The organism is Saccharobesus litoralis, from assembly GCF_003063625.1.
Taxonomy (GTDB): Bacteria; Pseudomonadota; Gammaproteobacteria; order Enterobacterales; family Alteromonadaceae; genus Saccharobesus; species Saccharobesus litoralis.
The window spans coordinates 242,836-268,922 of sequence record NZ_CP026604.1 but is presented as its reverse complement, the minus strand read 5'-3'; the positions used below and the strand labels follow the sequence as shown (position 1 = coordinate 268,922).

At 40.5% G+C, this 26,087-nt stretch carries 14 protein-coding genes; 5 read left to right on the top strand and 9 right to left on the bottom strand.

What is annotated here, in order from left to right; genetic code table 11:
• Positions 1-35 precede the first annotated feature (35 nt).
• A complete protein-coding gene (locus C2869_RS00935; RefSeq protein WP_108601170.1) occupies positions 36-2,546 on the top strand; it encodes a beta-propeller domain-containing protein in 2,511 nt (836 codons plus the stop codon).
• Positions 2,547-2,793: 247 nt separating this feature from the next.
• Here the strand turns inward: C2869_RS00935 and C2869_RS00930 are convergent, their stop codons facing one another.
• The gene (locus C2869_RS00930) at positions 2,794-3,453 is read right to left on the bottom strand and encodes a pseudouridine synthase (protein WP_108601169.1); all 660 of its coding nucleotides are present in this window, start codon (positions 3,451-3,453) and stop codon (positions 2,794-2,796) included.
• Positions 3,454-3,857: 404 nt separating this feature from the next.
• Between C2869_RS00930 and C2869_RS00925 the strand changes: the two genes are divergently transcribed.
• Positions 3,858-6,074 (top strand): NADP-dependent isocitrate dehydrogenase, encoded by a 2,217-nt coding sequence (locus tag C2869_RS00925; RefSeq protein WP_108601168.1) that lies wholly within the window; start codon positions 3,858-3,860, stop codon positions 6,072-6,074.
• A 232-nt stretch (positions 6,075-6,306) separates the two neighbouring features.
• Here the strand turns inward: C2869_RS00925 and uvrA are convergent, their stop codons facing one another.
• On the bottom strand, positions 6,307-9,135 hold the full coding sequence (gene uvrA / locus C2869_RS00920; protein WP_108601167.1) for an excinuclease ABC subunit UvrA: 2,829 nt from the start codon (positions 9,133-9,135) through the stop codon (positions 6,307-6,309).
• A gap of 318 nt (positions 9,136-9,453) precedes the next feature.
• On the opposite strand from uvrA, the gene C2869_RS00915 reads away from it, so the two are divergent.
• Positions 9,454-10,392: a helix-turn-helix domain-containing protein gene (locus C2869_RS00915; RefSeq protein WP_108601166.1), complete on the top strand. Its 939-nt coding sequence runs from the start codon at positions 9,454-9,456 to the stop codon at positions 10,390-10,392.
• 66 nt (positions 10,393-10,458) lie between these two features.
• Here C2869_RS00915 and C2869_RS00910 read toward each other — a convergent pair whose 3' ends face one another.
• Genes C2869_RS00910 through C2869_RS00900 form a run of 3 tightly spaced genes read right to left on the bottom strand, consistent with a single transcriptional unit; the run spans position 10,459 to position 16,721 of the window.
• Entirely contained in the window at positions 10,459-11,688 is a 1,230-nt protein-coding gene (locus C2869_RS00910; protein ID WP_108601165.1) for a DUF1552 domain-containing protein, read from the bottom strand.
• Positions 11,689-11,705: 17 nt separating this feature from the next.
• Positions 11,706-14,933 (bottom strand): DUF1592 domain-containing protein, encoded by a 3,228-nt coding sequence (locus C2869_RS00905; protein ID WP_108601164.1) that lies wholly within the window; start codon positions 14,931-14,933, stop codon positions 11,706-11,708.
• A 15-nt stretch (positions 14,934-14,948) separates the two neighbouring features.
• Entirely contained in the window at positions 14,949-16,721 is a 1,773-nt protein-coding gene (locus tag C2869_RS00900; protein ID WP_159083966.1) for a cellulose binding domain-containing protein, read from the bottom strand.
• Positions 16,722-17,209: 488 nt separating this feature from the next.
• Here C2869_RS00900 and C2869_RS00895 point away from each other — a divergent pair, with 488 nt between their 5' ends.
• Positions 17,210-18,031: a hypothetical protein gene (locus tag C2869_RS00895; protein WP_159083965.1), complete on the top strand. Its 822-nt coding sequence runs from the start codon at positions 17,210-17,212 to the stop codon at positions 18,029-18,031.
• Between the two features lie 14 nt (positions 18,032-18,045).
• Here the strand turns inward: C2869_RS00895 and C2869_RS00890 are convergent, their stop codons facing one another.
• The 3 genes from C2869_RS00890 to C2869_RS00880 all read right to left on the bottom strand — a co-directional run bounded on the left by C2869_RS00890 (position 18,046) and on the right by C2869_RS00880 (position 23,041).
• A complete protein-coding gene (locus C2869_RS00890) occupies positions 18,046-19,560 on the bottom strand; it encodes an FAD-dependent oxidoreductase (protein WP_108601161.1) in 1,515 nt (504 codons plus the stop codon).
• A gap of 23 nt (positions 19,561-19,583) precedes the next feature.
• Complete coding sequence (locus C2869_RS00885; RefSeq protein WP_108604908.1) at positions 19,584-20,279, bottom strand: phosphoglycolate phosphatase; 696 nt, start codon at positions 20,277-20,279, stop codon at positions 19,584-19,586.
• A 284-nt stretch (positions 20,280-20,563) separates the two neighbouring features.
• Positions 20,564-23,041: a glycoside hydrolase family 42 gene (locus tag C2869_RS00880; protein WP_228710730.1), complete on the bottom strand. Its 2,478-nt coding sequence runs from the start codon at positions 23,039-23,041 to the stop codon at positions 20,564-20,566.
• A 295-nt stretch (positions 23,042-23,336) separates the two neighbouring features.
• Between C2869_RS00880 and C2869_RS00875 the strand changes: the two genes are divergently transcribed.
• Complete coding sequence (locus C2869_RS00875; RefSeq protein WP_228710729.1) at positions 23,337-24,494, top strand: sugar efflux transporter; 1,158 nt, start codon at positions 23,337-23,339, stop codon at positions 24,492-24,494.
• A 128-nt stretch (positions 24,495-24,622) separates the two neighbouring features.
• Here the strand turns inward: C2869_RS00875 and aldA are convergent, their stop codons facing one another.
• Positions 24,623-26,086 (bottom strand): aldehyde dehydrogenase, encoded by a 1,464-nt coding sequence (aldA, locus tag C2869_RS00870; RefSeq protein ID WP_108601159.1) that lies wholly within the window; start codon positions 26,084-26,086, stop codon positions 24,623-24,625.
• Between the last annotated feature and the right edge of the window lies 1 nt (position 26,087).

Here is a 26,087-nt window from a genome sequence, read left to right as displayed (position 1 = left end):
CTATAACTTTTGAACATAGACTCAAGGAAAGCACGATGAAATCTTATAAGTATAATAAAATAGCTTTGGCTATCATGACAACTGCATTAGCGGTTACTTTAGTAAATTGTGGCGGTAGTTCTTCATCAGACAGTGACGACAACAATGGAGGAACGGGTCCGTCAACGTTTGAAGTTATTCAATTGTCTGAGCAAACCCCAACATTAGCCAAATTAAGAAAGGCGCAAAATGCCGACGAAACCTTAACGCGCATTAAAAATAGCTTATTAGTTAACTCGAATCATAATTACATTTTTAATACTAAAACTCGAACGACTTTTGATACGACATCCGCGCCTGCTAGTGCTGATGGTAATGTAGAAAATGCGGTTGATTCTTTAAACGATGATGCTGGGTTTAGTTCGACCAATTTAATTGAACAAGGCGTAGATGAAGCCGACTTTGTAAAGTACGACGGTGAAAGTCTTTTCATAAGTGTTAACCACACCAGTGACGATTTATTGATTGAACCTCGCGTTGCTCAGGTTACAGCTGCTTCCAGTCCTATTGCCCCAGATGTTTGGTATCCACAGGATTTCGAATCATTTATTCGTGTTATGCAAAAAGATGAATTCGATGTTATGCAAGAAGTCACCCGGATTGATTCGCCAAGCGATCATCATTCCTACCAAAATATCTATTTAAGTAACGATAAGCTCACCGCTTTTGCAACTAAAAATACTTGGGGCTGGACCTATGACGACTGGCGTTATCCTGGTATTTGGCAAAATGGCTCAGTTGATATTGTTAGCTTTGATGTGGCCGATGCCAGTCAGCCCGCTAAGTTACATAACGTGAGTATTTCAGGTTATTTAGTTCGCAGTCGACGTATCGGCAATAAGCTTTATGTTGTTAGTCAATTTTCCCCTGCTTACCCAGCCGAATTAGATTATGCGCCGCAAACTAAAGAAGACTACAAAAAGAATGTTGATTTAGTCAATGCATTGTCAAGCCAACAGCTTTTTCCAACTATTACAATTAATGATGCAGAGCCCGTTGCATTGGGTGATATGGCGACATGTTATTTGCCAGACAACAGTGACGAACATAGTTCATATGGCAATGTTTTATCTGTCACTGTTTTTGATGTGGATGATTTAACCAACTATTCGACGAGCTGTTTAAATACTTACACAGATGGCTTTTATATGTCGCAAAACGCTATTTACTTGACCAGCCAAGTATACAATGAAGGAGAATCCTCTTTAGCTATTCATAAGTTAGATGTGACAGATACAGGTGTTGAATATACTGCTTCCGGCAGTGTCCCCGGTTATCTTGGTTGGCGTGGAGTATCATTTAAAATGAATGAAAAAGATGATCTATTCAGGGTCATTACAACTAAACGTACTGGCGATCCTAATGATAACTTTGATCATCAACTCTTTGTTTTACAAACTAACGAGCAACAAAGCTCGTTAGAACCCATAGCTCAATTACCTAATGACACCTATCCGAAAAAAATCGGTAAAGATAACGAAGATATTTATGCCGTTAGATTTATTGGCGACAAAGCGTATGTGGTTACGTTTGAACGCATTGATCCACTATATGTGATTGACCTTAGCCAACCTAACGACCCGAAAATCACTGGCGAATTAGAAATCCCAGGCTTCTCTACTTATCTTCATCCTTTAGACGATAACCATATTCTAGGCATAGGTGAGGATGCAACAGGTAGGTTTGGTGAAATAATAAATAGTAGCTTAGCCGATGAGAGCAGTGATTCTCAAACACCGAGTCATTCAGTTACTCAAGGTGAAGGCGGTATAAAATTTGGTATTTTTAATATCAGTGATATTAATAACCCTATAGAAGTTCAAAGCTTAGTGTTAGGCGATAGCGGTAGTCGCAGCGAAGCGTTATATGAACATAAAGCTATTTCTATGTTAAAAACCAGTGATTCCACATTCAGATTGGCTATACCAAGCAGTATTTCGCAAAAAACGGCTGATCGTCAATGGGGTACTTGGCAATATTCAGGCTTAGAGACATTCAATATTGATTTAACTAATACCACTCAACCTTTGGCTTACAACGGCGCAATTAAAGCGGAACAACGCAGTGATGATAAACGCTGGCGCACGTATGGCTCAAATGGCCGAGGCGTTATTCATAACGATCAATTGTTCTATGTGCATGGACATACTGTTTGGTCAGCACTTTGGCAATCACCCGAAAGTGCAACAGTTGAACAGGCTGTTATGCCAGCTCAACAATATGTTGTTGAATCTCGCGGTATTTTACAATGCCAAGGCGGCGGCACGTCACTAGCCGATTCTGCTCAAAAGCTGACAGATGCCAATGTATCAGTTATTGGCTCTAAATGTATGGGCGGATTGGCCGTACCTGCTGTTTGTGGTGCCAGTACGGGCGAGCTAAATGCTCATCAAATCAACACTGTTGATTTAAGTACTGCTATTCAACTTGGCTTTAGCAAAGCTAGTGCTTTTGGAAATGAGTTAATCGATGTTGACTGCTCTCCTATAACACAAGTTAGCCAGTAATATAGTCTTCTCGCTCGGGTCTTATGGTTCATTGTCAGCGCTTACTCTCGACTTTGGCTCCTGCGTCGTTCTAACACCTAAATCCATTTAGGCGACCCCAATCACATAATAGAGCATATGCTCATAGGGATTCGAAGCTTGCCTGCATGGATGCAGGTAAGGGGCGTGAGCAGGACGCGGTAGCTTTGACGGCTTTGCTTACATGGATGTAAGTACTTAGGTTTCGTCTGGAACTAGAAACCTGCCCCTAAAACCCGATCGCTTTGTCTATAACTTGGTATTGACCGGGCTGCAAATTACCTAATTTGTAGTCCCCTACTGAGTAACGAATAAGGCGCAATGTGGGATATCCGACATGCGCCGTCATTCTTCTAACCTGGCGATTACGCCCCTCAGTAATGGTTAACTCTAACCAAGTCGTAGGAATATTTTTACGCTCTCTGATCGGCGGCACCCGCTGCCATACTTTAGGTTCAGCCATTTTTTTAACTTTGGCTGGTTTCGTCGGGCCGTCTTTTAGTAACACGCCTCGTTGTAAGTCACTAATTGCTGCATCATCAACATCCCCTTCAACCTGTACCCAGTAAGTCTTTTGTTTATTATTTTGGGGGTTCGCTAATTGATGTTGTAATTTACCATTATTGGTCAAGACCAAAAGCCCTTCAGAATCTTTATCTAATCGACCTGCCGCATAAACATGCGGAATATCGATGTAATCCTTTAACGTTTTTCGATTTTCATCATCGGTAAACTGAGTGAGTACATCAAAGGGTTTGTTAAATATTAGGATTTTTTCTGGTTCGGAGTCACGCTTAAACTGACTTTTTGTATTACTTGGTTTCGCGCCGACTCTTTTTTTAAAGCGATTAGGTTTGTTTTTTAAAGTTGAAAAATTTGTTTTTGGCACTGTGATTTACAACTCAATAAAGTACGTTGGTAAAATGAAAATTGGCATAACCAGTATGCATGATATTGCCTACGGGTATTTTTCAAAGTTATGGTCAGTATAAGGTAAAAAGCGCCGAACATTAAGAAGATAGCCATAATTCGACTATAATATTGGCTCGCTTAGCTGATATACTGCAGCGCCTAATATGACTCGGTAATTTTGTACTTAGTACTATGGGGTTGAGGTTTTATTAATTAATACTAAAACCAAATGAGCTTTTTATCAGCAAGCATCATGGCTTGTTAAAAACCAAGAGCGATATGGTTTTCGTATTTTACACTTTAAACTTGGGCAAAACGTTAAGATGCGAGCAATGATTGCTTAAAACTTAATTAGTTAGCCTTATATAACAAGGGAAAAACATGTCTAAAATTATCTATACGATCACAGACGAAGCGCCAGCGTTGGCGACACACTCATTATTACCTATTATCCAAGCTTACGCTGGTCAAGCTGGTGTTGAAGTAGAAACTCGTGATATTTCACTCGCTGGTCGTATTCTTGCTAATCTTTCAGACTACTTACCTGAAGATCAAAAAACAGCTGACGCACTAGCTGAATTAGGTGATTTAGCTAAAACACCAGAAGCTAACATCATTAAATTACCGAATATTTCAGCTTCTATCCCTCAGTTAATTGCAGCTATTAAAGAATTACAAGGTAAAGGTTTTGCATTACCTGATTTTCCTGAAGAGCCAAAAAATGACGAAGAAAAAGCCATCAAAGCGGCTTACGCAAAAGTTTTAGGTTCTGCAGTAAACCCTGTTTTACGTGAAGGTAACTCTGACCGTCGTGCGCCAGGCGCTGTTAAGCAATACGCTCAAGCAAACCCACATCGCATGGGTGAGTGGAAGTCTGATTCTAAAGCACATGTTGCTTCAATGACAGGTGGTGATTTCTACGGTTCTGAAAAATCTGTTACTGTTGAAGCTGACAGCCAGTTCAAAATCGAATTCCAAGCAGAAGACGGTTCAGTTACTGAATTAAAAGGTTTTGCACCTTTATTAGCTGGCGAAGTTATCGACTCATCAGTCATGAGTGCTAAAGCGTTACAAGCTTTCTTAGCTGAGCAAATCGTTGATGCTAAAGAAAAAGACGTTTTATTCTCTTTACACATGAAAGCAACCATGATGAAGGTTTCAGATCCTATCATCTTCGGTCAATGTGTATCTGTATTCTACAAAGACGTTTTCGAAAAACACGCTGAAGTATTAGCGCGTTTAGCAGTTGACGTAAACAACGGTATCGGTGACTTATATGCTAAATTAGGTCAATTAGACGAAGCTAAGCAAGCTGAAATCAAAGCTGACATTGAAGCGTTATACGCTGAAGCGCCGGCATTAGCTATGGTTGATTCAGACAAAGGCATCACTAACTTACACGTACCTTCTGACGTAATCATCGATGCTTCAATGCCTGCGATGATCCGTGGTGGCGGTAAAATGTGGAATGCTGAAGGTAAAGAGCAAGACGCTAAAGCTGTCATTCCAGATCGTTGTTACGCTGGTGTTTACGACGAAACTATCAAGTTCTGTATCGAAAACGGCGCATTCGATGTAACAACTATGGGTACTGTTCCTAACGTTGGTTTAATGGCACAAAAAGCGGAAGAGTACGGTTCACACGATAAAACTTTCCAAGCTTCTGGCACTGGTTCAATCAAAGTTGTTTCTGACAGCGGCGAAGTTTTAATGGAACAAGCTGTTGAAGCTGGCGACATCTTCCGTATGTCTCAAGCTAAAGACGCTCCTATTCAAGATTGGGTTAAATTAGCAGTGACTCGTTCACGTTTATCTAACACACCAGTTATCTTCTGGTTAGATAAGAACCGTGCACACGATGCACAAATGATTGCGAAAGTTGAAAAATACTTACCTGATCACGACACTTCAGGTTTAGATATACAAATCTTATCGCCTGTTGAAGCAACTAAAGTCACATTGAAGCGTTGTAAAGAAGGCTTAGACACTATCTCTGCAACGGGTAACGTATTACGTGACTACTTAACTGATTTATTCCCAATTTTAGAATTAGGTACTTCAGCTAAGATGCTTTCAATCGTTCCATTAATGAACGGTGGTGGTTTATTCGAAACAGGTGCTGGTGGTTCTGCGCCTAAACACGTTCAACAGTTCGAAAAAGAAAACTACTTACGTTGGGATTCTCTAGGTGAGTTCTTAGCATTAGCGGCTTCTTTAGAGCACTTATCAAACTTCGCTAGCAACCCTAAAGCGCAAGTTTTAGCTGACACATTAGACGCAGCAACGGGTAAATTCTTATTAAACGATAAGTCTCCTGCACGTAAGCTTGGTTCTATTGATAACCGTGGTTCACACTTCTACTTAGCACTTTACTGGGCTCAAGAATTAGCAGCACAAACTGCTGATGCTGAGTTACAAGCTAAGTTTGCTCCTTTAGCTGAAAGCTTAACAGCTAACGAAGACAAGATTGTTGGTGAATTAAATGGAGCACAAGGTCCAGCTCAAGATGTAGGTGGCTACTTCCAGCCAAATGCTGAATTAGCGGGTAAAGCAATGCGTCCAAGTGCAACATTAAACGCAGCAATCGAAGCGCTTTAATACGCACGCAACGTTTAGCGTACTTATTGTAGTACGCTAACGAGTTTAGAATTAAAAAGCGAGGCTAGTTTGCCTCGCTTTTTTTGTTTCTAGCGTTTTTAAAAGCCTCTTTCTTTAATGTAATTTACACACCGAATGAAAGACGCGAATAGTACGACCCAAACAAAAAAGCCCAACACTAAAAAATGAGTATTGGGCTTTATTAAACTTTTTAACTATTAATATTAGCGTATTATTGTTCTAACAATGGCTTTAAAAATCTCGCTGTATGAGAACCACAATCGGTTTCGCATAATGCTTCTGGTGTGCCACTAAACAATATTTGTCCGCCACCACTGCCCCCTTCAGGGCCAAGATCAACTATCCAATCCGCAGTTTTTACAACATCTAAATTGTGTTCAATGATCACTATGGTATTACCGTGATCACGTAATCGGTGTAATACGGTTAATAGTAGTTCTATATCCGCAAAATGTAGACCTGTGGTTGGTTCATCAAGAATATATAAGGTGTCACCGGTGTCGCGTTTAGATAATTCTCGCGCCAGCTTAACCCGTTGTGCTTCACCACCAGATAAGGTTGTCGCGGATTGACCTAAGCGGATATAGGATAATCCTACGTCCATTAAGGTTTGTAATTTTCTTGCTATGGCGGGCACGGCATCAAAATATTCACGAGCGTCTTCTACGGTTAAATCTAATACTTCATGAATATTCTTACCTTTATATTTAATTTCCAAGGTTTCACGGTTGTAGCGTTTGCCCTTACATACATCACAAGGAACATAAACATCAGGTAAAAAGTGCATTTCGACTTTTATAACACCATCACCCTGACACGCTTCACAGCGACCACCTTTCACGTTAAAGCTGAATCGCCCCGGTTTATAACCGCGTGAACGTGCTTCTTGCGTGCCAGCAAATAATTCACGAATTGGCGTAAATATGCCGGTATAAGTTGCTGGGTTTGAGCGTGGTGTTCGGCCAATTGGACTTTGATCAATATCAACAACTTTGTCCATCATATCCAAACCCGTTATCTTTCGATAAGGCGCTGGATCATTGGATTGTGCACGGTTTAACTCACGTTGAGCAATTGAATATAAAGTATCATTAATCAGAGTCGATTTACCTGAACCCGACACACCAGTAATACAGGTCATTAAACCAACCGGTATTGCTAAATCTACATCTTTAAGGTTATTTCCAGTTGCGCCTTCTAGCGTTAACCAGCGCTCACTTGGTTCGTGGCGTTTAGCGGGCACGGCTATTTTCTTTTCGCCAGATAAATACTTACCGGTTAATGATTTAGGTGACGCTTTAATTTCTTCGACATTACCACACGCAACGACTTCGCCGCCGTGCACACCTGCACCAGGGCCAATATCCACCACATAATCAGCACAACGAATTGCATCTTCATCATGCTCTACCACGATAACGGTATTACCTAAATCACGAAGATGATTAAGCGTAGCCAATAGTCTTTCGTTATCACGTTGGTGTAAACCAATAGAAGGCTCATCTAGCACATACATAACACCAACAAGCCCTGCACCAATTTGACTTGCAAGGCGAATACGCTGCGCCTCACCACCAGATAAGGTGTCTGCACTACGCGAAAGGTTTAAATAATCTAAACCCACGTTGACTAAGAAACCTAATCTGTCATTAATTTCTTTTAAGATTTTTTCTGCGATTTGCGCTCGCTGACCAGTTAAAGCTAGCCCTTGGAAAAAACGTAACGCATCTTGAATCGATAAGTCTGCAATGTGCGGTAAATTGGTGTTATCAATAAATACGTTACGCGCTTCTTCTCTTAATCGCGAGCCACTACATGAACCACATTTAGCGGTATTGAGTAACTTAGTTAGTTCTTCTCGAACAGCATTGGATTCTGTTTCTTTATAGCGGCGATCCATATTCGGGATCACCCCTTCAAACGTGTGAGTACGATTAATCACATCGCCTCTGTCGTTCATGTATTTGAATTCGAGTTTAGTTCGGCCGCTACCATGTAAAACGATTTGTTGATGTTCGTCGGAGATCTCTTGCCAAGGCTGATTAATATCAAAGTCATAATGCTCAGCAACCGTTTTCAACATAGAAAAATAATAAAAACTGCGTTTATCCCAGCCTTTTATTGCCCCATTTGCTAGGCTAACTTCAGGGTTAACGACAATACGCTCTGGGTCAAAAAACTGTTGAACACCTAAGCCATCACATGTTTTACAAGCACCGGTTGGGTTATTAAAAGAGAACATGCGCGGTTCGACTTCAGCCATGCTGTAACCACAGTGCGGACAAGAGAAATTGGCAGAAAATACAATTTCGTCTTTTTCTGGTTCATCCATCCACGCTATTTTAGCTACACCATTAGCTAGCTCTAACGAAGTTTCGAAGGATTCTGCCAATCGCAGTTTTAAGTCTTCTCGTACTTTAAAACGATCGACTACCACTTCAATCGTGTGTTTTTTATGTAGGTCTAATGCGGGTGGATCGCTTAAATCACACACTTCACCATCTATACGCGCACGAATAAATCCTTGAGCAGCAAGGTTTTCAAGGGTCTTTACATGCTCACCTTTTCGTTCTTGCACGACAGGGGCCAGTAACATGAGTTTAGCACCTTCCGGCATGGCCATAACTTGGTCAACCATTTGGCTGACAGTTTGCGCAGCTAAGGCAACATCATGTGTTGGACACCTAGGTTCACCGACTCGTGCAAACAATAAACGTAAATAATCATATATTTCAGTGATTGTCCCGACGGTTGATCGCGGGTTATGCGAGGTTGATTTTTGCTCAATTGAAATGGCTGGTGACAAGCCTTCAATGTGGTCAACATCGGGCTTTTCCATCAATGATAAAAATTGACGAGCATAAGCAGAAAGTGATTCAACGTAGCGACGTTGCCCTTCGGCATAAAGTGTATCGAAAGCTAATGAAGATTTTCCAGAGCCAGACAACCCTGTAATGACAATAAGTTTGTCTCTTGGTAGTTCAAGATTAATATTCTTAAGGTTGTGCGTTCTGGCACCACGAACTTCTATTTTATCCATGTATTCTTCCGATAGCGGGCTAAACAAGCAAACGCGCAGTATGGCATTTATCGAATTGCTTTTGAACCGTCTACTGAATAAAAAAACAGTGGGATCTAGTGAATATTTTATTAATTTTTATGTGATTTGTTAATTAAGATGAATTTAGCTTTACTAAGCTTTATCTTGGTTTGAATAAAGTTAGGGCTCAAGGTTATATATGCAGCCATAACGATAGTGTTTATAGCTTAAACGTAGTGCAGTATAAATGGGTTTTATAAGCAAGGATGCCATTAATCATTATAATTAAATTGAAATACATTGAGATAATGGACGGCTATGCAATTAACTGACGGAAGTTACACCACAATTGAAGAGTATATTGATGCAATACAAGAAGCTAGCTTAGATGCTATGCAGCTTTCTAGTGGTGTATTTAATAATAGACATAAATTAGTAGCCTCTCCTGATCTTATTTTGGGTTATCGTACAACTGAAGGAGAAACCCTGAATTACGGCACTATTGCCAACGAACATTATTTCTTTGTTGTTCCTCAACTTGGTATTGAATACCAATATTGCGGATTGGAGATGGCAGACGAACATTTAATTGTTTGTGATAATAAGCGCGATATTGTGACGCGACACGCGGCTGTCTTTCACGGTATAACCATTTCAATTGATAAAACCATTTTACACCGCTATTTAGGCATCTATGGTAAAACCTACGTCGATCTTTGTTTAGAAACCACTTTTAATCAACTTGTCTTACCCAAAGCGATCCAAATCAAAACTAAGTTACTGGCTTTTGTTACTCGCGTGTTAGATGGTTCGCTTGACTACCAAAATGCTACATTACAACAAGATGTATTAGACACGGTAGCCTTGCTCTTAGTTGAACTTATTGAACCTGTGTTTCGTTGTGGAAATACCAGTCCACCGTCGATGTCGACTCGGCAAAATGTTGTAATGCGTTCATTGCAATTCATTAACGAAACCGCGCCTAACCCAATTACAATTAATGAGCTTTGCCAAGCCAGTTTTTGTAGTGTTAGAACATTAGAATACGCATTTAAAACCATATTAAAAATGACGCCTAAGCAATATTTAATACAGTATCGTTTACATCAAATTCGTAAACAGCTTTTGGGCAAGCCTTCAGAGAAAATAACGCCCTTATTGAAAAATTACGGCATTGTTAATACGGGTCGTTTTGCTAATGATTATTTTAAATTGTTTGGAGAGTACCCAAAGCAGACCATGCGCTTTGCCAATTAAAACAGTTTTCCTGCTATAAAAAGCAGTAACACCTATCACCAAGTGCTACTGCTTAGTAATACCCTATTAAGTTAACACCCCTGGTATTTGTTGTCCGTAAGGTAAGTTAACTCCACAAACAGCCGCCGCAGTATGCAATGCATCCAACTGATTATATTGTCCTCCGGTTGGTGTAGATACGCCGCGGAACATAGCACTGCCGCCCCCTGCAATCATCAAAGGTACATCGACACTACTGTGTTTGTCAGCATGCCCCATATCCGTCGTTTCAATCACCACTGTGCTATTCAATAAGTTTTCATCCTTTAATTTTTGGATCAAATAGGCGGTAAAGCTACCCAGATGATTACGCATTTCCGTATAGTAAGGGTAATTGGCTTGGCCGTTACTACCACCATGGATCGATTGATGATAACTGCCTGTGTAATTTAACTCAGGAATACGAAACTCACATTGATGATTACCAAATGCAATAGACACCGAACGTGTGATATTGCATTTAAGTGCCGCTACCGCAATGTCAGCCTGCAAACGCGCTTGCTGGCTAAAGGTATCAAATGTTAAATTAAATTCGCTACTGTCTGGCGCTGCACTACAAGAACTGCTGCCGACTAAATCATCTAACCGACGCTGGGTATCTGAAATCGCATCTAAATGCTCATTTAAACGCTCTACTTCATAACCAGCCAATTGATTTTTAATCGAATTAACTGCATCGGCATGTGCATCCAAAATTGGTGTTTTAGCACTTCCGCCTGTATTAGCACCAAACAGCAATTTGAACGCAGTAAATGGATTGTCCTCAAATGGTATTTGGGTATTGCCATCGCGAGTTAAGTAACCTTTACCGTTACTGTGCACCCCTAAATTGACATAGGTAAAAGGTAACTCAGCGCCGAGCTGTTTACCCATGTAAACGTCGTAACTATCTACCCCACTACCCGACCAACTATTAGATAAGATGCGCGGCATTTGTCCGTGTCCGGCATTGGTATGGTTCATGTTAAGCAGAAAATTACAGTCTGTTTTAACAGATTCATAACTGGATGACATGGCTTGCATCACCATGTTAGAACCCGAACCACTCGGCGCCCACATATCGTGTATACCGCCACCAGGAATATAAATAGCAATAGATTTATTTGGTAACGTATTTGCCTGAGCCTGCCTTGATAATAATAACCCAGAGATCAGAGGCGAACTGCTAAGCAAGGCTTTTGAAAACCCCGAAGCCAGTAACGTTTTTAAAGCATTACGACGTGTCATGGCGTATGAATGTAAATTGTGTTTTTTCATAATTTCCTCCGATATCCTTAATCCGTCAACTCGTCGCGAGCCCATGCTTTTCTGTAACGCACCGCATCTAGCGAACCAAACTTTTCGAACATGGCACGGGGTGAATTAGTCATCATGGTGTTGGTTAGTTCATCAATCGCACAGGCATACCCTGATTTTTCATCATCGCTAAGTTGCGTACCTTGCGGATTCTCACTGTCGATTTCATCATGGCCCAAACCCATCACGTATCGAAACATTTGTTTAGGAATACAAGATTGCGCAGACGATAAACCCGATAACACATTGCCCAATTGTTTTGTGCCGTTAAACACAATTGAAGAACTAATATCACTGTAATTTTCCGGAGCAAACAATTCACCTGATGCATCTATGATATTGCCTTGCTGATCATGGGTTCTGGCTCGCCCTAGCGTATCGAAATCTTCCATACCAAAGCCAAGTGGGTTGATATATTGGGTATGACAGTTAGTACATGGCGCATCTTCGGTTAAACGATGATATTTGGTACGGTTAGTGGTTGTTGGGTCTTGCAATAACTCAGATAATTCTGCGAGTTTTGCTTCGCGTGCAGCAAAAGTGCCAGCGGGTGGATCCGGTTGATCTTGGCACAACATACGACGGCGCACCCGAACCGAGCGTAATATAGGTGATGATTCAACCGACTCCGCCCAGCGCGCCATAAACGCACCATTAGCCAAAATGCCACCGCGTTGTGAAGTTTCAACTTTTTGCATTTCGTCTCCGCTGACACCACTTAAACCATAATGGGTTGCTAGCGCCTCATTGACAAAAGTGAAATTGGCAGAATAAAACGCCGCAAAGCTTTGTTGATCATCCAGCATAATATGGGCAAACACTTGGTTTATTTCTTGTTTCATATCAGGAACCAGATTGGCAAAGCCAGTGCCGATTTGAGGATCTTTAGCCGCGCGCTCTAAATCAGCTGTTCCCAACCAACTCCCGACAAATTCACTTAGTACGCTATTAGCATTGGAAGCTAAACGATTAGCGTGCAAGATAATATGTTGCTCGTCGCGTAGTTCATCTCTGGCCGCAGCCGCTAACAATTGTTCATCTGGCGTTGAACCTGTGTAGGTATAGGCTAAGAAGGTTGCCATCTCATATGAGGTTAACTCATAAGCATCGTTATCAATGCTCGGATTATCTGGATTAACTTCACCTAACTCATGGCGATATAAAAACTGTGGAGAAGACAATAAACCTTCAAGTGCCAGTTGCATACCCGATGTCACATCACCGGCAGTTTGGCTGCCATCAGCTATCGCTAAATAGGTTTGTTGCTCTTCATTGGTTAATGGGCGACGAAATATTTTAGGCGCAAGATTATTTATTAAATCTTCAGCACAATCTTGATTGAGTTCAGGACAATTCAGCGCCGGCGAAAACTGATTATCCGATGCCCATTGCGCAATTTCTTCGGCAACCAATAAGTAATTGCTGTAAGACGAAGGCAATACAGAGGCAAAGGTATTGTTTTTAAACAAGCCAATTTGAACATCGGCAGAAAGGCCATCCGTCACATCAAAATCGACACCTAATAAATCCGCAATACTGTTCTGGTATTCAGATTTAGTTAATATTTTTAACTGGCGCGCACCATATACGACTGGCGTTTGGGCAATATCGCAAGTCGCTTCTGTTACCCATAAGGTTTGAATAAAAGTCGCAACATCTTCAGCACATTGTTGATCACAACTTGCCGCACTGTTTAGTGGCATATTATCGCGGATATAGTTGATCATATTATCAACATCGCGCTCAACATTAATAGCCGGAAAACTCCCTAAGCCTTCACCATTGTTACCATGACACCCCGCGCATTGCTCAGAAAACAATTGTTGACCACGTACCAATTGATTACCCGCAGTCACGGTTACTCTTTCAATATTTGTCGGAGCTGACGGATAGCTATTGCGAACGGCTATGACTTTGTAATCAAATTCGCCGGCTTCTGGTAAACCTTCCGATAAATAAGTACTGTTGGCACTTAACTCGGCAACGGTTGCCCAATTGCCACCTATTGGTTTGCGCCTTACCAGATATACAGTCTCGTTATTACTGTTATCCGACCAATGCAGTTCGGTGATATTTTCATCATCAACAAAGGTTCCGGCTAAATCAGTCGGTGCACTAACGGCTTCAGGTGGCACTATTTGTTCACCCGTTGTAGGCGCTTGAGTAGCAAAATTCAAATGAAAGTATACAGGTACCACTTCACCTATTGACGATAAGCTGGCCACGGTCCGTAACGCTTCAATACCAAGTGCCATATCAAAGCTTTTGCTGTCGATGTTAATAGGTTGGATTGTCGAAACCGCTATTTCAGTGTTTGATTGCTTTGCAATTAGTACACGCGCATTAATTGGCTGAGTTACCGCGTGAAGTGATAGCTCTGCGTCTAAATCATGAATTATGGTATCACCGACTTCTAGGTTAGAAAGTAACTCAGGCGCAACGCTCGCTTTAATAAACGCGGTCGGTAACAACTCGGTTTCGAATAACATGGATAACAAACGACCATTTCGGGTCTCGTTGTTTGTCTCAACCGTGTTTAAATTTATCGTCAACAGAATATCGCCTGCAGCGGTTATCTCGCCATTTAGCGCCTGTAAACTGTCAGTAGAAATAAATTGATTCACCTCGGCTACATGATCTTTTTTAACCGAGATATAACTCAGTGATGATGTCTCTGGATTTAAATACCAATCTGAGGCTACACTTGGTGAAGAATTAACGTCATAGTCTGTTGCACCCTCTTGAGTTGCCGAACTGTTAGTCGAATTACCAGTTGTACCGTTGCAAATATCGCCTTCAACAACGGGAATTGTGTTCAACTCAATACCATTTTTCTGGGCGATAAAACCAAAAGTAAAAGATTGACCAATCTGTAAAGCATTAAAATGCGCTAACGAATTGGCTTCGCATTGACCTTGCGAACAACTTAGTTCAGCATTCCAAAAGTTGTCTACCGAATGGCTATCACTCTGTTGCCAACTTAACGCAAAGCTATCGATAACCTGTGATTGGGCATTTAAGGTAATTTCAGCTTTGTAGCCAGTGTTCCATTCATCTACCACATTAAAATCGCAAACAGCAGCAAACGTTTTGAAACTGCCAAGCATCAATATTGAAGTAAACAACGCTTTAGCCGCGCTAATATTGGAACCTTTTTGTCGCTTGCTATAGCAAGCAAGTGATATTAGATTGTTTAACGTAATCATTATCTTTGCTCCCTACTATTGCGCTACAAACACTAAATTAAAATTAACTGGCACAGCTAAACTAATAACCGGTAATCCCGCTAATTCTCTTAACGTTTCAACCCCTTCAGCTAAATCAAAATCAGTCGCTTGCAAGATAATTGGGGTTAAATTTTGTACCAATAGTTTTGTTTCAGTTAACTTGGATACTTTGACCTTGGTTGGTAATTCCAACTGAACACCGTGTAAATCCAAAATAGGCGTTACATCAAGTTCTATCGCGCTGCCAACCTCAATATTTGGCAAAAGATTTGAATCAATATCCAAAGATACAGCCGCTGTGGGGAATAAGTCGGTTTCAAACAGATATAAACGCATGCGCTCGTTTCGTTTATCAATATTGGTTTCAACACTAGTTAAATCGATATTAAGCTGAGCTTGACCAAACTCATTGATAGAGCCAGTAAGACTAGTAAAGTGATGGGCTTCAACAATATGGGTTTTCTTGGTAGAAACGAAAAATAGTGAGGACTTAGCAGCATCAAGTTGATAGTTATATTTGATTGGTGCCTGCTCAACTTCAATAGTTAGCTCGACTGTTTCAGAACTTAAACTACCATCGTTGACCGTCAATTGAACTGGGTAACTACCGGATTCTTGAAAAACCAAAGAAGGATCGACTAACTCAGATGTTTCGCCGTTAGGGAACTGCCATAGATAACTCAGATCGTCACCATCGGGATCACTTGAACCACTCGCGTCGAAATCGACCGATAAAGGCGCAAACCCTTGAATAACAGAGGCATTGGCGACAGCCGTAGGTTTTTGGTTAAACACAAAGTCATTATTGCAAATACCGCCTAATATGGGCCGAGATGGTGCATCACCTTCAGTGCCTTTTTGGGCATTAAAACCCAATGTCACATATTGTTGCGGCGCGATATTGGCATTGTAATTTGCGTTAGCTAACTGATAGGGGTTACTGCCAATTAGTTTGCTGTCCCAAGAACCTGATATACGGGTTCCATCTGTATATTGTAAATCGACAGACCAACCGTTTATGGCCCAGCTGTCTTGGTTAACTATTTTAATCTGCGCGGTAAAACCTGAAAGCCACTCTTCTTTGATCATATATTCACATTGCGCTGTCTCGGGTTGTGGGGCAACCGCTTGAATATTGAAATAACTGGGTTGAGAAGTTTGGCCATCACTGCTAACCACTAAAGACACTCGATAATCACCTATCTGCTCAAAGGTTTTTACTGGCTGCGGATCGGTTGATTGCGTGCCATCAGCAAAATCCCATAAATAATTTAACGCTGAATTTTCAGGGCTAGTAGACTGCGAGGCATCAAACTCGACTGTAAATGGAATACTGCCCGAGCTTTGTGAAGCACTTATCTCAGCAACAGGTTTATTAACGCCATCACTAGCAGCACATATTCCCGTTAATTGTGGAATACTGGCAGCCTCACCATGATTCGCTTTAGCATTATTAAACCCAAATGAAGCTGAACTACCTGGCTTTATTACTCGATTGTAATTGGCGTTAGTTGCGGTATATACGCCATTACTGTTAGATAAAGATGCATTCCACATATGATTAATTTTGGTTGCATCATTATATTTAAGATCAACAGACCAACCTTCAATATCCTGCTGACTATCGTTGGTAATTTTAACGGTAGCATTAAATCCACTACCCCATTCTCCGTTCAAGCTAAACTCGCACAGAGCGGCTAAACTCGATCCAGTGCCTATGCTAAAAAGCAGCATCATATACACTAGCTTTTCTAACTTAGATTTCATTTTTTCATCCTCGTTGAATGAGTAAAACAACATGCCTTAACCCAACAAATTAACTAACGCTTTTTGTTAGTTATTTTGCTTCAAAAATGAAAATACTCGTGAAATGTGCAAACACTGTGCATGTTTTTTTAAGGTTGCATTTAACTGTAGGACTGGTTCACAAAATGGATAATTTGCGCTTTAACACTATGATATGGGCGATTAGAAGTTATTGATTTTTTGTAGGAAGGTTTAGCCACAAAATTAATTGGCAAAGTTGGATGGCGCCTGAGGCTTATCCAACCAACCGTTTTTCGTAGGTCGGTTAAGTGGCGAAGCCACGCCACCCGACATAAACAAAAATCAACTCAAGTTATGTGTTGTATCGGGTTTCTTTAAACAAATCCTGTTCGAATAGACTTTGTTTACGTAACATGCAGCATACGTGACATAGGCTCACTTAACTAATACGGTATCTTCAATTAAAAATCTCGCAAAAAGTAGCCCCAGTGAAAAAACAATACATTCCAATGTTCATTATTTGCTCAGCCATTGTAATCACAATATTTTACCTACTCGAAGATTTTAATTTCAAAGATAAAAGATCCCTTGTTACACAGAACAATCAATCAAATCAATTTTATAATGAGGATTCTGAAAATAGTTCAAAAAAAGCGATAGACGAAACGATAAAATATACTCCCAAAAAACTTAACGTTTCAGGTAAAGATTTGAGACGTTGTGCCAAAGCAGCCAAGAACGAAATTGAACTTGATAAAAAGCTACACAAAGCCGCAGTTAATGATGAACCACAGGCTTTTATTAACGAACTTATTTCTGATTATGATTATTGCATTGACATTGACATTGACGCACGTAAGCTAAATTACATTGAAGTACTTATTCGTGAAGCCCGATATGGTTCTAGAGAAGCTTTTCTGGAGTTTTGGAAGATTTCTGAAAAAGAGTACTTTAACATTTCGAATTTAAAAGCTTTAACAACTGAAGAGACTCTCAATCAAAGACAAAAATTTATAAGTTTGAAATACCAACTAGCGCATAAGTTTGCAATTATTGGTAACAATGAAGCTTTATTGAAACTGGTAAGCGCTTATTTGAATTATGATCCTGTTAGTCAAAGCCCCAACCTAGTGAAATCACTTGCCTATGCTGATCTCGGATTGCAAACAACAGATGACAATGAAACCTATTTAAAATTAGATTGGTATAAACAACGAATTTTAAATAGTGCAAGTATCGATAACGTAGGGTCAGCGCAGACGATAACAGAGCAATTGCTTGAAGAATCTACAAAAGCTGTCACGAATTAGCTTTTGCACGCAAACTAACAAGAGTTCGTAACACTTGGGTTATTACGCCTTGCCAAGGCTAGCGGATAGCCTCTTTCTTTAGCTAATTTATCAGCTTGTTCTGCTATTTGTTGCGCACTTAAAGCATCAGTAAGGCTAAAAACTTGTTTTGCATTCATGTCGTTTGCGATTAACCCTAAACCACACAAATTTTCGACTATCGTTTCCGCTGCAGATATTGCTGCAGATGCTTTAACAATTTCACATCGCGCATAATTGTGTTGATCAAAGGTGACATCAGCAACGCGTAGGGTTGGATCTTGCCCCGGTATTTGCTGCGCGCCATACATAGGATTGCTGCCGACTGTGGCATTGGCGAAAGCTGGTATAAATTGGGCAACTTGTTCAATGGCTTTATTAGTTCTGGTGTTGACTATTTTTTGATCCCATTGGTGTTCTACTTTAGCTAAAAATTTAGCGGGTAGTTGTGGCTGCGCGGTATGTTGTTTAGACGCCACTAAACCTTGTTCAAACAAAGTAATTTCGGGGGTCATGCCGTGTATTTGAAAATATCCATCAGGGTATGGCGTTAATTGTGTCATGCCGTTATGCGTGCCGCGCTCGCCATGAAATACTACCTCAGGCCAATTATTGCTAGCCGACGGCCGACGGCTAATATAAGCCGCTTTGAATTCCACCATGCGAGGGCGATTTAAACCAAGCATGTCATCAATACTGCCTGTTTTAAAACCACAGGCGTTAATTAAATAATCTACCGTAAAGGTTTGCGGCTTTCCTTGATGCTCTGCGGTAATTACCCAGCCTTTATTATTGTGTTTGGTATTGGTATTGGAATTGTGATTGTATTTAGTATTGCTATTTTCATTCTGGCTAACACCAGTAACTTGAGTATCAGTATATACCTGACAATTTGTACTGTTTTGTAAAGCAAGGCTAACACTTGCGGCTAAACGAAAAGTACTAATTCCATATTCTTGCACCAAAGCCAATGGAAATTGCAGTTGCTCTAAGTCAACGTTTTTAGCGAATTCAATCATCCACTGTTGTGGTGTTTGCGGATTGTCAGGCGTGGGTAACTGTGCGAGTTGCTCAATTTCTTTGCGCTCAAACAAGGTGTAATAGTGCGATGCTTTGCCTAAAACTTGGTTTTGCGGATCGGCTTGAATTAGTCTTTGGTATTCTTGTTGGAGTTTTTTAAGCCGAACAATGACATCGTTTGGACTACCTTTGTCACGTTTAGGCACTGCAACAATAGTTGGGCGATAGTCGATGGCCTGTTTATACAGCTTTGCAGTGTCTATAGACTGTTTAAGCAATCCAAAACATTGCTGGTCGGAAATATCGCGATATAAATTACCACCCGCATGAAGATGGCAAAAAGGTGGGCCACTGACTAAGCTTGATGCTTTTTCTAACAAAACGACTTTTACACCTAAAGCACTCAGCTGTAACGCGATTGTTGCGCCGCCGACACCACCACCTATAATGCCGACTCGAATGTCTGGTTGTTGCGCGCTTTTGCTTGTCATATAACTGGTATTACAGTGTTAAATCAGCAGGCATCCGCGGTTGATATCATGGCTGATAGAATATCAGCAAAATCGTCTAACACTAGGTTTGCGCCTTGGGTGCTAATATCTTCGCCATGGTTATAACCATAAGTTAAACCTATGCTTTGCATATTGGCTGCTGTCGCTGCGTAAATATCGTTTTTCGAGTCACCAATCATCACGCAGTCAGTAGCACTAACACCGAGCTTATTGCAAACATATTCAAGTTGCATGGGATCAGGTTTGCGCTTAGGTAAAGTATCGCCGCCAACAAGCATTTCAAATAAATTTGCCAAACCCAATTTTTGTAAAATAGGGGCAATAAACTGCTCCGGCTTATTGGTCACAATAACTAGTCGGTATCCCAACTCTTTTAAATCTTGCAATGTGGTTTTAACGTTAGGATAAACACAGGTGTTTACACAAACATTTTGCTTATAAAAGTCGAGAAATATAGAGAGGGCTTTTTCTACAAATAGCGGATCAAGATCAGGCGATATATCAATACTGCCAGATAGCGCTCGTTGTGTCAGTACACTTGCACCATTGCCGACCCAACTACGAATGGTATCAACTGGATAAGTTGGTTTGTCGAGCGCTTCTAGCATTAAATTAGTACTTAGTGCTAAATCAGGAACGCTATCAATTAAAGTGCCGTCTAAATCAAATATAAGCACTTCTTTATTGGTAAATTTCAAATCTTGACCTAAAGAGTTAAAGGGCGTCAAAGTCGCGCAGTTTAACGTTTTAGGCTTTGTTTTGCTATGTTTTAAATATTGATTTAAACGCGAAGTGACAAGACTGTTTAGTTAAGTGCCAATCGTAGGGATAAGCAGGCGGGTAAGCAGATGGTTATGTAATAGCCAACATAAACCAAAGCCTAGTTCGACAAACTGCTAAGTTTGGCGTAACTAGGCTTTTATCAGATACTCTTATCTATAGGAGTAACGTAAATAATAGCTAGTTAAAAGCTTTAACTCACTTATTTAACCGAAACTTCAAGCATCAAGACACCTTTAGGTGCTAATTCAAATTCGCTGTCCAACACTTTGCCAGTCAGCATGTCTTTGGCTGATACTTGGCTACCATCTTTTAGCGTAAGTTTTAGCTTAGCAGTGTGTTTACCTAAGTTATTTAAATTAGCTAAATAACTGCCGTCTGCTTGTTTAACAACACGCCAGTTAACACCTTTATAGCTAGTTCCGTTATCTTCTGTTAGCACTAAATCAGGTAAGCCAGATTCTGCGGCCTTTAGAGCTACTTCTCGAAGTTCCGCTTCGTCTGCTTTGCCATTTAGTTCAATGAGTTTACCTTTGCTAGCTTTTAAAGCTTTGGCATGAGGTTGAGCGTATTCGTTCTTACTTAAGCTTAACGCACTATCGACAATAACCGTACCGCCTTGGTCTAAGTATGATTGCAGAGCAGCTAGCTCGTCAGCCGTAACAAACTCGGTTTTGTAAACAAGGATTGCATCCCAAGAACTATTGTCTTGTTTGTTAATAATATTCTGTGTCGCATAGCCAACTGGGAAGCCATCAAAGAAGATTTTTTCGTACATTTTGAAATGTTCAGTCATATGACGCGGCTTATTAATGGCCGAAGTCTCTGAGTAGAACAAACGAATTGGCCGACGTTGCTCACGTAGCGCGACAATCTCTTCAGACAAGCTGTTCATATCGTACATAACTTGCGTGAAAGCATTAGAAATATGCGGTTGTTGGTTGTTTGAACCGGCAAATGAACCGGCTAACGCGGGATCAAAGAAGTTCATCTCACCTTCTAAGCGATCTTCTGGGGAACCGTCAGGATCACGCGCCCAGAACCAAGCTAGGTTGGCATCCATACCTTGCATAGTCGCTAACCAATAAACACTGTGCACATACTCTACTGAAGGATCCATATCTCGCCACCAAGACGCTGATAAGAAGTGTGATTCTGAGTTAAAGTGGATCTTGTTTGGCGATACTGACTCCATAAAGTCGTAAGAGGTAGAAAGCTCTTCCCAGTACCAGCCGTAATGTGATTGCCACTCTTCGTCTTTTTTGAAGTTAAGTTTACGTTTTTCGCGCGTTTGCGCATCGTTACCTATCATTGAGGTTAGATCAGTTAACGCTTCGACGTCGATACCGTGTGAACGCGTATTCTCGCTAAACATATTTGGCATGATCTTGATTGACGTATGCGCGTCAGGGTTACCTTTACGTAACTCACCTTGTAAATAAGTAAACCAGTTTGTGGTGCGATCCATGTGGTAACGGTTCCAGTCATACCACATAGGTTTGCCACGATGAGAAATATCAATTGGGATGTCGATTTCTACCTTATCAAAACTGAAAAAGCTTGTTTGCCAATTTTTATTTAGCGTAGCAATATCGCCACTGTATTTGTTATCGAGCCAAGTTCTAAAATTATTTAGAGTGTAAGATGAAATATCATTCATCTCTTTAAACTGATGGCTCCAGTGTTTTCTGTCGCCATTTTTTTCAGAATAATAATGTGGCTCATTTGATAAAATGTAGCCCATGCGACTGACTTTTTTATCTTTGGTCAGTTCACCCGTATGCTTAGCAATTTTACCCCAAACATCACGTACTAACGGGTTATCAATATCGAAACCTGTAAACAGAGAACGGCCTTTACGCGCTTCTGGCTCTTGCTTTTCAATCCACTCAGGCAGCCCCATATTCCAATATATTAAGAAACCAATATTATCATCTGAAATATCGGTCACTTCTTTCATTAACGCTTCATTCCAAGTACCGTCTTCATTAAGCAGGAATGAGTTAATTGCGCGGTCATGATCAACTGGATATAGGTTTTCACCACCGTGGTAAATAGCCCCTAAGTGATCGTTGTACACATCTGGTTGACCTAAAGGCTGGCCAACTGATTTAGAAAAATAGTCATACAAGAAAATAGGCTTACCATTACTCACAAACATATTGTCGCCAGCAACCGTATTTTGCCAGTCAACCTTGCGTACTGGCGGGCGAACAATTTCACCGCTGATCACTTGGTTTAGTTCATCAATACCAGCATCTAAAATTTCAATAACTTTTTTACGTTGAAAATCCGGTAATTCAGCCGCCAGCTTATCTTTATCATTTTTAAACGGGCCATAAGCATTGAACATGTAAGCTACTGCGTCTTGGTTTTGTTCATCCCAATTAGCAAAATTTAAAAATTCTTTGGCAAACCAAACGAGTGTTTCTTCGCGCGTAACATCGAGTTTTTGTTGTTGAGCACTAGCCATTAAATTTTCTAACAACTTAATTTTTTTAAGGGCAGTTGTTTCATATAAGTTGCTTGAAGAAACATTAACGGTTGGCGACGTTGCTTCAGTTTTACTTGCCGCCGCAGTCGAACTTTTTTCACCACAAGCGGCTAAAGATACCGCTAAGCTAAGAACACAGGGCAAGCCAATCGACTTGCATGACATTAAATTGCGCTTTTTAAACATACTTTACTCTTTTACTTTAAACTCAAAACCAAGCAATTGATTCTTAATACAGAGAACAGTCGCACCATTACGCCCGAAGCTCACCTCGATGCTATATAGGTATTAATTAAGTATACATATGATGTTTAGGTTTTAAAGTTATTTTTTGTTAATTGCGCAAAAAAGGTTAATAAAAAGTAATCAATAAATTTATTACAAACCCTGTTACAAACTCCTGTACACAAATGGTAAAGCCAGGTGGATTAAAAACCCCAACCCTATATAATTCGCGCCTTTTGCGTTATTGGTTAGTTTTTTGAAAGCACAAATCCCCTTTCTTGTATTAAGTTTATTAACCGGTCTAAGCTCAGCGTTTATTACGCCAATTATGAGCTATTTTTTAGTTGATGAACTGCAAGTTGCACCTTTTTATATTGGCGTATATACGGTTGCAGTGACCTTAACCGGCCTTGTCGTTAGTCAATATTTTGGATATTTGGCTGATCATGGCGTTAAGGCAAAAAACCTTTATCGTCTAGCGCAAACTGCATTTGGTTTAGCACTGGTTGTATTTTCAATTAGCCAGTCATTTTGGTGGGTTTTATTCGCAGGTGTGGTGTTTATGTCTGTAGGCGCTGCATCTATCCCACAAATGCTAACCATTTCTATCAATTGGGCTAAAAGTGCAAATATTGACTTAACAGCGTTTAATTCAAAAGTACGTGCTTCAATTTCGTTAGCATGGATTTTAGGTCCGGCGATCGCGTTCGCATTAGTTGGCCGGTGTGGCTTTGCCGCATCTTTTTTAGTTTCTTTAATTTGCGTTGTACTGGCTATTAGCTTTTGTAGCTTTTACGTGCCCAACCAAATTACGCAAAATAGAACAAAGTTAAAACAAGAGCAGCAAGCAAATGTACCACTTAGCTTTTACTTGGTCGCGATAGCTGTTTGTTTTGGTTTTGCTGCGCATATGATGTTTGGCTCCTCTATGCCTTTGTATGTATTGCATGAGTTAAAGCTACCAAATTATTTACCCGGCTTATTAATGGGCTTAGTCGCGGCGTTAGAGATCCCGATAATGTTGTTTTCGGCGCGTTTGTCGCGTCACATAGGACCAGCCAAATTAATGGCTTGTGCTTTTGTTTCTGCCGGTATTTTTTATATAGGCATGTTTTATAGTTGGCAAATTTGGCAGCTAGTCTGTTTACAAATATTTAATGCCTTGTTTTATGGTTTATATGCTGGCGTAGGGTTAACTTTATTACAATCGCAATTAGAAGGTAGAACAGGTTTTAGTTCAGCATTTTATGCCAATTCGATGAAAGTTGGCCTTATGATAGGAACCAGTGGAACGGGATTAATCGCGCAATTTTCACGTTTTCAATACGCTAATATTGGTGCTTTGCTTTGTATTAGTATTGCCTTAATTTCGATTTTATATTTTTTGCTTTTACAAAAATCTAAGTCAGTTTAGCAATGGTAAAAGCAGTAAAATCTAACCATAAAAAAAGCCATTAATTGCCTAACAATTAATGGCTTTGCTCACACACAAAACAAATCATTGCTGATATTGGGAAATATCAGCAAATCAAAGGGAATTTTTTACTTCTCTTTTAAGTAAACGGTTTTCTTCTCTAAGTACTGCTCTAAACCGAATTTACCGTCTTCGCCGCCGAAACCGCTTTGTTTCCAACCATTGTGGAAACCTTGGTGTTGCTCACCCATACCACGGTTTACGTAAACTTCACCTACTTCTAAATCATTGATTGCTTTATTGATTTCGAAGAAGTTTGAAGAATAAACATAAGCACTTAAGCCATAGATGCTGTCGTTACAGAACTCGATAGCTTGATCCATATCTTTTACCTTAACGATAGGTAAGATAGGACCAAATGTTTCTTCGTGTACTGCAATATTGTCTTGCGCAACATCTACTAATACTGTTGGCTCGTACCAGCAACCGCCTTCAAAACCTTCAACTGATGCTGTTTTACCACCAGTCGCAACTTTAGCGCCTTGCTTGATACTTTCTTGAACAATATGATCAATATTGTCGATTTCACGTTGGTTACACTTAGGACCCATTTGCGTTTCTGGGTTCATAGGGTCACCAACTTTAAGGCCTTCAACTAATGGTAAGAACTTGTCCATAAACTTGTCATAGATAGCTTCGTGAAGATATAAACGCTCAACACAAGTACAAACCTGACCACAGTTAGCAAAACGGCCCCATAATGCGCCTTCAACGGCTTGGTCGATATCGGCATCTTCCATTACAACCATAGGTGCTTTACCGCCAAGCTCTAACATAACTGGTGTCATGTAGTTAGCGCTGGTTTCATAAATTTTCTTACCAGCAACAGTTGAACCTGTCATAGTGATCATCTTAGTGATTGGGTTTTCACATAAAGACTGACCGACAACCGAGCCAGAACCGTTGATCACATTTAACACACCAGCAGGAAGACCAGCTTCATTGGCGATACGACCTAATTCAGTTGTTGCTAATGGTGTTTCTTGTGTTGGCTTAAGAACAATTGAGTTACCAGTAATTAATGCTGGACCAATTTTACGACCCGCTAGAGCTAGAGGGAAGTTCCAAGCTGTAATACCAACAACGACACCACGTGGTACTTTGTGGATGTAGATTTTCTCATCTTCGTTATCTGAAGGAAGAATATCACCTTCAATGGTTAACGCGTGGTCACAAGCGTATTCAATAAAAGTAGCCGTAACGTCAACTTCCATTTCAGCAACTGAAATCAGTTTACCTTGCTCAGCGACTAGCATTGGCGCAAGAATGTCTTTGTTTTCGCGAATTTTTTGTGCAAAAACACGAAGAATAGCTTGGCGTTGACGAGCGGTTTTCTTAGCCCATGCTTTTTGTGCAACATCAGCCACTTCCAATACGTGTTGTGCATCTTCTGCACACCCACGTGGGATCTCACCAATTTTTTCACCAGTTGATGGGCTTAATACTTCTATTACGCCATCGGCTGCTGATTTAACGTATTCGCCATTAATAAAATTTACATTGTTTTGAAACGAAAGGTTTTGGAAATTCATA